This is a genomic window from Streptomyces sp. NPDC055103 (assembly GCF_053607625.1).
Genome location: NZ_JBSGTX010000085.1, coordinates 1 through 12,662 on the forward strand (window position 1 = coordinate 1; position 12,662 = coordinate 12,662).

The following is a 12,662-nucleotide window of genomic DNA, read 5'->3' on the forward strand; positions in this document are numbered from 1 at the left end:
GATGTCTTGGAGGACAACCCTCTTCTACAGCAGCTCCGCTGCCTCGTTCACCGGCCTTGACGAACAACCCCCACCCTTAACTGAACGGCGTTGCCCCTAGGGGTCAGGGCCCGGGGTCGCAACTCACGGGGTACGCGCGCGTGGCCCGGCACAACCCATGGGGTACGCCAGGTGTCCTCCCCTGGCCGACGCCAGGACCCTGACCGGGCTCCGACACTGACGGGGTGAATCAGGACGTACTCGATCTCGCGCGGCTGCAGTTCGCCCTCACCGCAGGCGGCCACTTCCTCTTCGTCGCCCTGACGCTGGGGCTCGTCACCGTCGTCGCCGCGCTCCAGACCCGGGCGACGATCAGCGGCAAGCCGCAGGACGCCCGGATGGTCCGCTTCTGGGGCCAGCTGTACGTGATCAACTACGCGGTCGGCATCGTCACCGGCCTGGTGATGGAGTTCCAGTTCGGCATGGCCTGGAGCGGGCTCACCCACGAGGCGGGCAACATCCTCGGCGCCTCGCTCGCGGTGGAGACCATCGTGGCCTTCTTCGTCGAGTCGACCTTCCTCGGCCTCTGGATCTTCGGCTGGCACCGGCTCAACCGCTGGGCCCATCTGGCCGCCATCTGGATCGTCGCCCTCACCGCCTACCTCTCGGCGTACTGGATCCTCGTCTCCAACGGCTTCCTGAACCATCCCGTGGGGTACTCCTCCGAGAACGGCGAGCTCGTCCTGGACGACCCGGTCGCCGTCCTGACGAACCCCTCGGCGCTCCTCGCCTTCGGGCACGTCCTCGCGGGGGCGCTGCTCACCGCCGGGTTCTTCATGGCCGGGGTGAGCGCGTACCACCTCTTCCGGCGCACCCCCGAGTGGGAGTTCTTCGGGCGCAGCCTGCGGATCGGGGTGTTCGTCTCCGCGCCGGCGCTGATGGCCGCCGCGGTCTTCGGCGGGATCCAGTTCGCCACCCTCACCACCTTCCAGCCGATGAAGTCGGCCGTCTTCAGCGGAAAGGCCGCCGAGATCGCTCGGCTCCAGGCGGAGCTGTCCGCCGAGTTCGGGCCCGGCGACTACGTGCCCTCGGAGGCGTGGACCCGGGGCGGCGGGCTGGTGATGCTGATCAGCTTCGCCCTGATGATGTACCTGTGCTTCGCCGGAGTGATCCTGGCCTGCTTCAAGAAGGTCGTGTTCCGGTTCCGGCTCTGGCATCTCGTCCTGATGGTCGCCGTGCCGCTGCCGTACCTCGCGATGATCAGCGGCTGGGTCTTCCGTGAGTCGGGCCGACAGCCCTGGGTGGTCTACGGGCTGCTGAAGACGGAGGACGCCGTCTCGGACCTCTCCCCTGGCACCATGCGGCTCTCCCTCACCGTCTTCACCACGGTCTTCGTCCTGCTCGCCCTCCTCAACGCCTGGCTCCTCGCCCGGCACGCCCGCCGCGGCCCCGTGGAGACCGGGCTCGGCCACGACGAGCGGCCGAACCACGACGGCCCGGCCCGGAACGGTCCGGCACCGGACGGCGCGGCCCCGGACGGCCCAGCACCCGACGGCCCGGCCCCGGACAGCTCGGAAGCGTCCGGCGCCGGCAAGGGGGACGGCCCGCCCCCGCCCGACCCCGCGGACGCGCTGCCGGCACCCCGCTACTGAGCCCCGCGGACTCCCACCGCCCCCGCTCTCCCTGTCCCCTGACCCCCCTTAGCCACCCGCCACCGACCCGAGGAGCCCCCGTGGAGACCCTCGCCATCGTCCTGCTCGCCTTCTTCGCCGCGGGCTGGTTCGTGCTCGCCGGAGCGGACATCGGCACCGGCATGCTCACCCCCTGGCTCGGCCGCGGGGACCACGAGCGGCGCCTCGTCCTCACGTCCTTCGCGCCCTTCTTCCTCGGCAACGAGGTCTGGCTGGTCGCCACGGCGGGCGTACTCGTCGGCTGCTTCCCCGCCCTCGAAGGTGAGCTCCTGAGCGGCCAGGCCGCGGTGCTCGTCGCCCTGCTGACCGGCTGGATCGTCCGGGACGTGGGGCTCTGGTCGCGCGGCCGGGGCCCGGGGCCGCGCTGGCGCGCCGGCTGCGACACCGCCGTGACGTGCGGCAGCTGGACGGTCGCCCTCGCCTGGGGCTGGCTGCTCGCGGCCCTGCTCACCGGACGGCCGTACGCACCGGCGACCGGCGCGACGGCCGTGCTCACGGCCCTGGCCGTGGCCTCGCTGTTCGCCGCCCACGGGCTGGGGTTCGCCACGCTGCGGCTCACGGGCCTCCCCTACGAGCGAGCCCGCAGGCTCGTCGGACGCGCGGGGCGCCCGTGGCAGTCCTTCGCCCTCACCGGCGTCCTCCTCGGCGGACTGCCGCTCTGGGCGGGTACGGCCCTCCCGCTGGCCGGGAAGGCGGCCTCCCCCGCCACACTGACCCTGCTCGTCCCCGCCCTCCTCGCGGTCACCCCGCTGCTCGTCGCGGTCCAGGCCTGGACGTGGCACGCCTTCCGGCACAGGGTCACGCGCCCGTCGTACCTCTGAGCCGGACCGACGCGCCCCTTCTCAGAGCTCATCCGATGGTGAGGACTTCTCCGGACGGTCAGGACTCCTCCGAACGATCAGGACTCCGCCCGCCGGTCAGGACCCCTCCGAGGAGGTCTCCTTCTTGTGCTGCAGGGCCTTCTGCAGCCGGGCCACCACCGCCTCGCCGTACCGTCGGTGGCCGTGGACGCGCGGATCGTCCGTGACGTCGTACCGCTTCACATACGCACCGAGGAAGGCCTGCAGGGTGGCCACGGCCGGAATCGCGATCAGCGCGCCGACGGCGCCGAGCAGCGCCGTCCCCGCGATCACCGAACCGAACGCCACCGCCGGGTGGATGTCCACCGTCTTCGAGGTGAGCTTCGGCTGGAGCACGTAGTTCTCGAACTGCTGGTAGATCACGACGAAGATGAGCACCCACAGCGCGTACCAGGGGTTGACGGTGAAGGCGATGAGCATCGGCAGGGCGCCGGCCAGATAGGTGCCGATGGTCGGGATGAACTGCGACACCAGGCCGACCCAGACCGCGAGCGCCGGCGCGTACGGCACGTCCAGGATCTCGAAGAGGACGAAGTGGGCGACGCCGGAGATGAGCGCCATCAGCCCGCGCGAGTAGAGATATCCGCCGGTCTTGTCGACCGCGATCTCCCAGGCCCGCAGCACCTCGGTCTGCCTTGCGGGCGGCAGGACGGAGCAGAGCGCGCGCCGTAGCCGGGGCCCGTCGGCCGCGAAGTAGAACGAGAACAGGAAGATCGTCAGGAGCCGGAAGAGGCCGCCGAGGACGGTGGCCGAGACGTCGAGGACGCCGGACGCGCTGTTCTGCACGTACTTCTGCAGCCAGTCCGAGCTCAGGACGCTGTCCTGGACCTCGACTCTGGACAGTTCCGTGTGGAAGCTCTGGTTGATCCAGTTGATCAGCGAGTCGAGGTACTTGGGGAAGTTCTCGACCATGTCCACGATCTGCCCGGCCAGCATCGAGCCGAGGAGGACGACGAAGCCGACGCCGAAGACCAGGACGCCGAAGAAGACGAGGAAGGTGGCGAGACCCCGGCGCATCCCGCGCGCCGCCATGCGTCCGACCGCCGGCTCGATGGCGAGGGCGAGGAAGAACGCGAGCAGGATGTTGACGAGAAGTCCGACGAGCTGGTGGAAGGCCCAGTTGCCCAGCAGGAAACAGGCGTAGAGCGCGAGGGCGAGGACGAGCGCGCGAGGCAGCCAGCGGGGCATCCGCGCGGCCTGCTGCGGAGCCTCTGGGTCCACCGGGGTGGACGTCGCGACCGGGTCCACCGGGGCGGCGGACGTCACGGTCGACTCGGTCGGTTCGGTCGGTTCGGTCGGCTTCGGGGCCGGCATGTCGGTGTCGTCAGTCGGGGCCACCCCGCCAGTCTCGCGCACCGCACGGACATTCCACCCGGGACCCTGTAGATCCCTGCCGGTCGCCCCATCGGCCACCGGCAGCTCACCTCTTGTCGGCCGGCACCTCGACGGCCGCGCACACGGCCCGCCACACGTCCTTGGCCTCCCAGCCGGCATCCAGGGCGCCTTGCACCGTCCGCCCGCCGAGCTCCGTCATCACATGGTCACGCGCGAAGGAATCCGCGTAGGACGCACCGAAGTGGTCCGCCATCCGCTCCCAGAAAATCGTCAACCGCATGACGCCAGTATCCCGCTCCCAAGAGTGCAGCCCGCTCCGCAGGCCTTGTCACCGCGACTTTCCGCCCTACGGTCGGAGCATGGCCGAAAAACCCCTCGCCTCGACTCCCCTTCCGCCGCCGACTCCGGAACCGCCCCCGTCATCCTCGACGCCCTCGACGCCCCTGGCCCGTGCCGAGCGCTTCGTCTGGCTGACGGCCCGTGTCCTCGAGCAGCGCCGCTTCGCCTACCACTTCCTGCGCGGTGGCGCGGACCAGGTCGAGACGGCCCTCACGGCGTACCTGAACGCGGACGGCGGCTACGGCCACGCGCTCGAACCCGATCTGCGCGGACCGGTCAGCCAGCCCCTCCACACCGCGCATGCGCTCCGGGTCCTGGACTCCATCGGCCGCTGCGGCGGCATGCGCGTCGAGCGGATCTGCCGCTACCTCACCGACATCTCGACGCACGAGGGAGCACTCCCGGCCATCCACCCGTCCCAGCGGGGCTACCCCTCGGCGCCGTTCGTCCCGGTCGTCGACTCGCCGCCGAGCGCGCTGCTCTCGACCGGCCCGGTGGTCGGGCTCCTCCACCGCAACCAGGTGTGGCACGCGTGGCTGTTCCGGGCCACCGAGTACTGCTGGTCCGCCGTGGAGTCGCTCGAGAAGTCCCATCCGTACGAGATCGAGGCCGCCGTCGCCTTCCTCGACGGGGCCCCGGACCGTCCTCGCGCGGAGGCGGCCGCCGACCGGCTGGGGCGGCTGGTGCGCGATCAGCGGCTCGCCGTCCTGGACCCGGACCGGCAGGACGAGTACGCGGTCCCCGACGGGTACGCGCCGGGCGAGCACCACTTCCCGCACGACTACGCGCGCGTGCCGCACTCGCTGGCGGCCGGCTGGTTCACGGAGGAGGAGATGGCCCGTTCGCTCGACCGGCTCGCGGCCGACCAGGAGGAGGACGGCGGCTGGCCGATCCACTGGCGGGCCTGGGCCCCCGGATCGGCCCTGGAATGGCGTCCGATCGTCACGATCGAGGCGCTGCGCACCCTCCGCGCGCACGGCCGCCCCGTCGACTGACGAGGCCCAGGCGCCTGCACCGCGCGTGGGAACCGCGAGCCCCGTCGGCTGACGAGGCCCAGGGCACCCGTCCTACCCTCCGGAGCCTCGCGCAGCAGCAGGGCCGCGAGGGCCGTCGCCGTGCCCCTCGGCGTCGGCAGGTCGATACCCGTCCGTTCGGCGAACCGGGCGAGCCGGTTGTCGACGGTGTTGGGGTGCAGTCCGAGCGCGGTGGCCGTGGCGCGCCGGTCCTGCGCGTGGGCGAGGTGGGCGCGGAGGGTGGCCAGGAGTTCCGGCCGGTCGGCGACGGGGTCGAGGAGGGCCGCGATCCGCCGGCCGCTCTCCCTGGCCGGGACAGGTGGTACTCCAGGAGCACGTCGTCGAGCCGGTGCAGTCCTGGCGGCAGTCCGCAACCGGCGGCGACCCGCAGGACCTCCCCCGCGGTCCGGGGGGCCTCGGGCACCTCCCCCGGGCTCCCGGCGGGCACGACGGCGACCCTCAGCGTGGTTCCCGCGGCCCGGAGAGCCGCCTCGACAGGTCCTCCGGCCCTGTTCCTCCGCCCGGAGCGGGACGCGGACCGGCTGGGGGTCCCGGAGACCCCGTCGCCGGGGGTCCCGGTGGCGCACTGAGCGGGGTCCGTACGGGTCCGGGGCTCACCAGCCCAGGGCCCGTGCCCCCGCCGTGACGACGACGGCCGCGCCCACGACGACCAGGAAGGGGGCGCGCAGGACGAGCACGAGGGCGGCGGCCGCGAGTCCCACGGCCCGGGCGTCCAGGACGAGGGAGGTGCCCGTGGCGAACGTCTGCTGCGCGGTGAGTGCGGCCAGCAGGGCGACGGGGAGCAGGGCCGAGAGTCGTCGGACGAGCGGTCGTTCCAGCGCTCCCGCGGGGACGAGCAGGCCGAGGAGCTTGACCAGGTAGCACCCGACGGCGGTCAGGCCGATCGCGATCCACACGTTCATGGCGTTCATGGCGTTCATCGGGGGTCCCCCTCCGGCCCGGCCGGAGGCGTCCGGCGGCTGCCTTGGAACCACAGCACCAGGGGCGCGGCGAGCGCCGACGCGAGCACCGGGACCCCGGCCGGCAGGACGGGAAGCAGGCCGAGCCCGAGCAGGACGGCGACACCCGCGGCGGCACGCTCGGTGGCCGACTTCAGCATCGGGGCGAGCAGGGCCAGGAAGACGGCGGGTCCTGCGGCGTCCAGGCCCCAGGCTGCGGTGTCGCCGATCGCCTCGGCGCCGAGTGCCCCGAGGAACGTGGTCAGGTTCCACAGGACGTACAGCGTGAGGCCGGTGAGGGTGAAGCCGAGGCGCGCGGCCCGCCGGGACGGCTGGGCGAGCGCGACCGCCGTCGTCTCGTCGATCACCCAGTGCGCGGCGAACGGCCTGACGGCCTTCGGCAGCGCGAGGAGCTGGGAGAGGCGGAGCCCGTAGAAGGCGTTGCGGGTGCCCAGGAAGAAGGCCCCGGCGGCGGCCGTGAAGGGGTTGCCGCCCGCGGCGAGCGCGCCGACGAGGGCGAACTGCGAGGCGCCCGTGAAGACGAGCAGGCTGAGCACGCAGGTCTGCAGGAGGCCGAGGCCGGCGCCGGCCGAGGTCACGCCGAAGGCGAAGCCGGAGAGTCCGACGGCGACGCCGACGCCGAGGGCGTCGCGGACGACGGCCGCGTCGGGCTTCGCCCGTGCGCCGTCGACCCGTATGACGGGAGGTGCTGTCTGTTCTGCCACGTCAGGGACGTTACGTACGCGGCGACCGCCCGGTCTTGTACGTTCTTGCACCACTGCCGGCACCGGAACGGCTCTCACCGCCGGAGGCACCGGAACCGCTCACGCCCCGGAACCGCCCCGGACGCCCCGCGCACGCTGATAGGCGCCCGGCGGCACCCCGACACTGCGCGTGAAGTGCCGGTTGAGGTGCGGCTGGTCGGTGAAGCCGACGGCGACGGCCGCGTCCGCGGGAGGCGTCCCCGCGTCGAGCAATCGTCTCGCCCGCCGCACGCGCGCGTCGGTGAGCCAGGTGTGCGGCGGCATCCCGTACGCGTCACGGAAGGCCCGCAGGAGGGCGAAGGGGCTCGTACCGAGGTCCGTGGCGAGCTGCTCCAGGGTCGGCGGGTCGGCCATCCGCTCCTCCAGGACGGCACGCGCGCGTGCGGCGTTCCGCGCGCCGGCGGAGCGGGGCGGGAGCGGGGTGATCAGCCCGCCGTGGCTGCGCAGCATCCGTGCCGTGACGAGTCGGAGCAGACTGTCCGCGGCGAGCGCGTTGCCCTCCTCCGCGGCCCGGTGGACGCCGACGACGAGCTGCGCGGCGTGCGGGTCGTCGATGACGGGCGAGGTGAAGCCCACCGAACCGCGCAGCGCGAGGGTGTCGGCGGCGATGGACCGGACGAGCCCCGCGTCCGGGTAGATCGTGCGGTAGGTCCAGCCCTCGGGCACGCCCGCGTGCCCGGTGTGCGAGGTGTCGGGGTTGACCAGGGCGATCTGCCCGGGCCCGGCGTGGACCAGTTCGTCGCGGTAGTGGAAGGCCTCGACGCCCTCGGTGATCGCGGCGAAGACGAAGGTCTCGTGGGTGTGCCGGGCGAAGGCCTTGTGGATGTAGTGGGCGTGCAGCAGGTCGACCCCGGGCAGCTCGGAGTACTGCCAGTACCGTGCCCGCTCCCCGCTCGCCATGGCTCCATTCTGCGCCAGGGGTCCGCCCGGGCGCTCGCCCCGGCGCTCACGGGGCCGCCCTCGCCGGCGCCTGCCACCCTCGGGTTTCCCCAGGTCCGGGCGGTTGTCAGTGGGTGGGTGCACGATGGGGGGCATGGTCAGGTCCGTGCTCGAATCGTTCTCCCCCGCGACCCGTGCTTGGTTCACCGGGGCCTTCACCGCGCCCACGGCGGCGCAGGAAGGCGCCTGGAAGGCCATCGGCGAGGGCTCCGACGTCCTCGTCGTCGCGCCGACGGGCTCGGGCAAGACGCTGGCCTCCTTCCTCGCCTCCCTGGACCGCCTGGCGTCCGTTCCTCCGCCGGCCGAGCCGAAGAAGCGCTGCCGTGTGCTGTACGTGTCGCCGCTGAAGGCCCTCGCCGTGGACGTCGAGCGGAATCTGCGCTCCCCGCTGACCGGCATCCGGCAGGAATCGGTCCGGCTCGGGCTGCCCGAGCCGGACATCCGGGTCGGCATCCGCTCCGGCGACACCCCCGCGGCCGAGCGCCGGGGCCTCGCGACCCGGCCGCCGGACATCCTGATCACCACGCCCGAGTCGCTGTTCCTGATGTTGACCTCCGCCGCCCGGGAGGCCCTGTCGGGCGTGGAGACGGTCATCCTGGACGAGGTCCACGCGGTCGCGAGCACCAAGCGCGGCGCGCACCTGGCGCTTTCCCTGGAGCGGCTCGACGAGCTGCTGCCCCGCCCCGCGCGACGGATCGGCCTGTCGGCCACGGTCCGCCCGGTGGACGAGGTCGCCCGCTATCTGTCCCCCGGCCGCGCGGTGGAGATCGTGCAGCCTCCGTCGGGGAAGGAGTTCGACCTCTCGGTCGTCGTGCCCGTCGAGGACATGGGCGAGCTCGGGGGCTCCCCGGCCTCCGAGGGCAAGGACGGCGGCGACAAGCCGTCGATCTGGCCGCACGTCGAGGAGCGGATCGCCGACCTCGTCCAGTCCCACCGCTCGACGATCGTCTTCGCGAACTCCCGGCGTCTCGCCGAGCGCCTGTGCAACCGGCTCAACGAGATCGCGTACGAGCGGGCGACCGGTGAGCCCCTTCCCGAGACGGTTTCCCCGGCCGAGATCATGGCCCAGTCCGGGGCGGCGCAGGGTGCCCCGCCGCTGCTCGCCCGTGCCCACCACGGCTCGGTGTCGAAGGAGCAGCGCGCCCTGGTGGAGGAGGACCTGAAGGCGGGCCGGCTGCCCGCCGTGGTGGCCACGTCCAGCCTGGAGCTGGGCATCGACATGGGCGCGGTCGATCTGGTCGTGCAGGTCGAGTCGCCTCCCTCGGTCGCCTCCGGGCTCCAGCGCGTGGGCCGCGCGGGGCACCAGGTCGGCGCGGTCTCCACGGGCGTGGTCTTCCCGAAGTACCGGGGCGACCTGGTGCAGGCGGCGGTGGTCACCGAGCGGATGCGTTCGGGCGAGATCGAGTCGATGCGGATCCCCGCGAACCCGCTGGACGTGCTGGCCCAGCAGCTGGTCGCCATCGTCGCGCTCGACACCTGGCAGGTGGACGACCTCCTCGCCCTGGTGCGCCGGGCGGCGCCCTTCTCGTCGCTGCCGGATTCGGCGTTCACGGGCGTGCTCGACATGCTCGCCGGCCGCTATCCCTCGGACGCCTTCGCCGAGCTCCGCCCGCGCGTGGTCTGGGACCGGGTCGCCGGGACGGTCACGGGGCGGCCTGGCGCGCAGCGGCTCGCCGTCACCTCGGGCGGCACGATCCCCGACCGGGGCCTGTTCGGTGTGTTCCTCGCGGGCGCGGACCCGAAGAAGGGCGGGGGCCGGGTCGGCGAGCTCGACGAGGAGATGGTGTACGAGTCGCGGGTCGGCGACGTCTTCACGCTGGGCACCACGTCCTGGCGGATCGTGGACATCACCCGGGACCGGGTGCTCGTCACGCCCGCGCCCGGCGTGCCGGGCCGGCTGCCGTTCTGGAAGGGCGACCAGCTGGGCCGCCCGCTCGAACTGGGCCGCGCGGTGGGCGCGTTCCTCCGGGAGCTCGGCGCTCTGGGGGCGGAGGACGCGCGGCTGCGGCTGATCGCCGCGGGCCTGGACGCCTGGGCCGCGGACAACCTCCTCGCGTACCTCTCCGAGCAGCGCGAGGCCTGCGGCCATGTGCCGGACGACCGGACGATCCTGGTCGAACGGTTCCGGGACGAGCTCGGGGACTGGCGGGTCGTCATCCACTCCCCGTTCGGCGCGCAGGTGCACGCCCCGTGGGCGCTGGCGCTCGGCGCACGGCTCGCCGAGCGGTACGGCATGGACGCGCAGGTGATGCACGCGGACGACGGCATCGTGCTGCGCCTCCCGGACGCCGACCTGATGGGCCTGGAGATGGGCCTGGACCTCCTCGATCACGAACCGGTCGACCCCGGCCGGCACCTCGACACGACGTACGACGCGGACAAGGCGCCCATCGGCGCGGCCGACGCCCTCTTCGACAAGGGCGAGATCGCGCAGATCGTCACCGACCAGGTGGGCGGCTCCGCGCTGTTCGCCTCCCGCTTCCGCGAGTGCGCCGCGCGCGCCCTGCTGCTGCCCAAGCGGAACCCGGGCAAGCGCACCCCGCTCTGGCAGCAGCGGCAGCGCGCGGCCCAGCTCCTCCAGGTGGCGAGCGAGTTCGGTTCGTTCCCGATCGTCCTTGAGGCCGTCCGCGAGTGCCTCCAGGACGTTTTCGACGTCCCGGGTCTGACCGAGCTGATGGGCGACATCGAGGCCCGCCGGGTCCGGCTCGTCGAGGTCACCACCCCCGAGCCCTCGCCCTTCGCCCGCTCGCTCCTCTTCGGCTACGTGGCGCAGTTCCTGTACGAGGGGGACTCCCCGCTCGCCGAGCGGCGGGCGGCCGCGCTCTCCCTCGACTCCCGGCTCCTCGCCGAGCTGCTCGGCCAGGCCGAGCTGCGCGAGCTCCTCGACCCGGAGGTCCTCACCGAGCTGGAGCGGGAGCTCCAGTGGCTCACGGAGGACCGGCGGATCAAGGACATCGAGGGGGTCGCCGACCTGCTGCGGGTCCTCGGCCCACTCACCGAGGCCGAGCTCGTCGAGCGCGGCGCGGAGGCGGGCTGGGCGCCGGACCTCGCCCGCGCCCGGCGCGCGATCCGGGTCAGGATCGGCGGCGGCGACCACTGGGCGGCGATCGAGGACGCGGGACGGCTCCGTGACGCCCTGGGCACGGCCCTGCCGGTCGGTGTCCCCGAGGCCTTCACCGAACCGGTCAAGGACCCGCTGGGGGACCTCCTCGCCCGCTTCGCACGGACGCACGGCCCCTTCACCTCCTCGCAGGCGGCCGCCCGCTTCGGTCTCGGCGCCGCCGTCACGGACGGCGCCCTCCAGCGGCTCGCGGCCGCCGGCCGGGTCGTCCAGGGCGAGTTCCACCCCTCCGGCATCGGCCAGGAGTGGTGCGACGCGGCCGTGCTGCGCCGTCTGCGCCGCCGTTCCCTCGCGGCCCTGCGCCACGAGCTGGAGCCGGTGCCCCCGGCGGCGCTCGCCACCTTCCTGCCCCAGTGGCAGCACCTCGGCGGCAGCAGCCTGCGCGGCATCGACGGCCTCGCCCGTGCGATCGAGCAGCTCCAGGGCGCGCCCGTGCCCGCGTCCGCCCTGGAGAAGCTGATCCTGCCGTCCCGTGTCCGGGACTACTCTCCCGCGCTGCTCGACGAGCTGACCACGACCGGCGAGGTGGTCTGGGCCGGCGCCGGATCACTGCCCGGCAAGGACGGCTGGGTCTCCCTCTACCTCGCCGACGCGGCGCCGCTGCTCCTCCCGCAGCCGCACCCGCTGGAGCTGTCCGCGCTGCACGAGTCGGTGCTCACGATCCTCTCCGGCGGGTACGGGCTGTTCTTCCGCCAGATCGCCGACCAGGTCCGGGCCACCACCCACCCGGACGCGACCGACCCCCAGCTCGCCGACGCGCTCTGGGACCTGGCCTGGTCCGGCCGGCTCACCAACGACACCCTGGCCCCGCTGCGCGCCCTGCTCGGCTCGGGCCGCACGGCCGGCTCCACCGCCCACCGCGCGCGGCGCACGGTCCCCCGCGGGCGGTACGGCACACTGACCGCGGCCGCCCGGCCCGTCTCCCGCACGGGTCCGCCCACGGTCTCCGGCCGCTGGTCGCTGCTGCCGCCCGCCGAGCCGGAGCCGACCCACCGCGCCCACGCCCTCGCCCGCACCCTCCTGGACCGGCACGGCGTGGTCACCCGCGGCGCGGTGGCGGCCGAGGGGGTGGAGGGCGGTTTCTCGGCCACGTACCGCATCCTGTCCGCGTTCGAGGACAGTGGTCAGGCCCGGCGCGGCTATGTCGTGGAGGGCCTCGGCGCGGCCCAGTTCGCGATGGACGGGGCCGTGGACCGGCTGCGGGCCGCGGCGACGGCCCGCGACCGGGGAGCGGAGGCCGCGGCGGGCCCGCGCGCGCTGGTCCTCGCGGCGGCCGACCCGGCGAACGCGTACGGGGCGGCCTTGTCCTGGCCCGAGCCGCCGACCGAGGCCGGCCACAAGCCCGGCCGCAAGGCGGGCGCGATGGTGGTCCTCGTCGACGGCGAGCTCACGCTCTACATGGAGCGGGGCGGCAAGACGCTCCTGTCCTGGCCGACCGAGCCGGACGACCCCGCCCTGACGGCGGCGGCCGAGGCCCTGGCCGCGGCGGCGCGTGCGGGCTCCCTGGGCACGGTCACGGTGGAGCGGATCAACGGCGCCACGGCCCTGACCTCCCCCCTCGCCCGCCCCCTGGAGGCCGCGGGCTTCCTCGCCACCCCGAGAGGCCTCCGCCTCCGCGCCTGAACCACGCCCCACGCCCCGCCGCACCTCACCTCACCTCAC

At 73.7% G+C, this 12,662-nt stretch carries 9 protein-coding genes and 1 pseudogene; 4 read left to right on the forward strand and 6 right to left on the reverse strand.

Annotation, left to right across the window (positions count from 1 at the left end; genetic code table 11):
* The first annotated feature begins 224 nt into the window (after positions 1–224).
* The gene (locus tag ACWFR1_RS35245) at positions 225–1,631 is read left to right on the forward strand and encodes a cytochrome ubiquinol oxidase subunit I (protein WP_453558747.1); all 1,407 of its coding nucleotides are present in this window, start codon (positions 225–227) and stop codon (positions 1,629–1,631) included.
* Between the two features lie 80 nt (positions 1,632–1,711).
* Entirely contained in the window at positions 1,712–2,491 is a 780-nt protein-coding gene (locus ACWFR1_RS35250) for a cytochrome d ubiquinol oxidase subunit II (protein ID WP_453558750.1), read from the forward strand.
* A gap of 96 nt (positions 2,492–2,587) precedes the next feature.
* Here ACWFR1_RS35250 and ACWFR1_RS35255 read toward each other — a convergent pair whose 3' ends face one another.
* The gene (locus ACWFR1_RS35255) at positions 2,588–3,718 is read right to left on the reverse strand and encodes an AI-2E family transporter (RefSeq protein ID WP_453558799.1); all 1,131 of its coding nucleotides are present in this window, start codon (positions 3,716–3,718) and stop codon (positions 2,588–2,590) included.
* Between the two features lie 232 nt (positions 3,719–3,950).
* Positions 3,951–4,145 (reverse strand): DUF3046 domain-containing protein, encoded by a 195-nt coding sequence (locus tag ACWFR1_RS35260; protein ID WP_453558753.1) that lies wholly within the window; start codon positions 4,143–4,145, stop codon positions 3,951–3,953.
* A gap of 79 nt (positions 4,146–4,224) precedes the next feature.
* On the opposite strand from ACWFR1_RS35260, the gene ACWFR1_RS35265 reads away from it, so the two are divergent.
* Positions 4,225–5,199 (forward strand): hypothetical protein, encoded by a 975-nt coding sequence (locus ACWFR1_RS35265; RefSeq protein ID WP_453558756.1) that lies wholly within the window; start codon positions 4,225–4,227, stop codon positions 5,197–5,199.
* Positions 5,200–5,354: 155 nt separating this feature from the next.
* On the opposite strand, the pseudogene ACWFR1_RS35270 reads toward ACWFR1_RS35265, so the two are convergent.
* From ACWFR1_RS35270 to ACWFR1_RS35285, 4 genes and pseudogenes are all read right to left on the reverse strand, one after another.
* Positions 5,355–5,804 (reverse strand): annotated as a pseudogene (locus tag ACWFR1_RS35270) (helix-turn-helix domain-containing protein); the annotation flags it as partial.
* Positions 5,805–5,831: 27 nt separating this feature from the next.
* Entirely contained in the window at positions 5,832–6,140 is a 309-nt protein-coding gene (locus tag ACWFR1_RS35275) for an AzlD domain-containing protein (RefSeq protein WP_453558802.1), read from the reverse strand.
* 14 nt (positions 6,141–6,154) lie between these two features.
* Positions 6,155–6,901: an AzlC family ABC transporter permease gene (locus ACWFR1_RS35280; protein ID WP_453558758.1), complete on the reverse strand. Its 747-nt coding sequence runs from the start codon at positions 6,899–6,901 to the stop codon at positions 6,155–6,157.
* A gap of 99 nt (positions 6,902–7,000) precedes the next feature.
* Entirely contained in the window at positions 7,001–7,840 is an 840-nt protein-coding gene (locus tag ACWFR1_RS35285; protein ID WP_453558761.1) for an AraC family ligand binding domain-containing protein, read from the reverse strand.
* Between the two features lie 133 nt (positions 7,841–7,973).
* Here ACWFR1_RS35285 and ACWFR1_RS35290 point away from each other — a divergent pair, with 133 nt between their 5' ends.
* Positions 7,974–12,623, forward strand: coding sequence for an Lhr family ATP-dependent helicase (locus tag ACWFR1_RS35290; RefSeq protein ID WP_453558764.1), 4,650 nt, complete (start codon positions 7,974–7,976; stop codon positions 12,621–12,623).
* The last annotated feature ends 39 nt before the right edge of the window (positions 12,624–12,662 follow it).

Bases quoted from the DNA above. Each gene is read 5' to 3' on its own strand.
- ACWFR1_RS35265 (WP_453558756.1), top strand. From the start codon at position 4,225: ATGGCCGAAAAACCCCTCGCCTCGACTCCCCTTCCGCCGCCGACTCCG.
- ACWFR1_RS35290 (WP_453558764.1), top strand. From the start codon at position 7,974: ATGGTCAGGTCCGTGCTCGAATCGTTCTCCCCCGCGACCCGTGCTTGG.
- ACWFR1_RS35255 (WP_453558799.1), bottom strand. From the start codon at position 3,718: ATGCCCCGCTGGCTGCCTCGCGCGCTCGTCCTCGCCCTCGCGCTCTAC.
- ACWFR1_RS35260 (WP_453558753.1), bottom strand. From the start codon at position 4,145: ATGCGGTTGACGATTTTCTGGGAGCGGATGGCGGACCACTTCGGTGCG.
- ACWFR1_RS35275 (WP_453558802.1), bottom strand. From the start codon at position 6,140: ATGAACGTGTGGATCGCGATCGGCCTGACCGCCGTCGGGTGCTACCTG.
- ACWFR1_RS35285 (WP_453558761.1), bottom strand. From the start codon at position 7,840: ATGGCGAGCGGGGAGCGGGCACGGTACTGGCAGTACTCCGAGCTGCCC.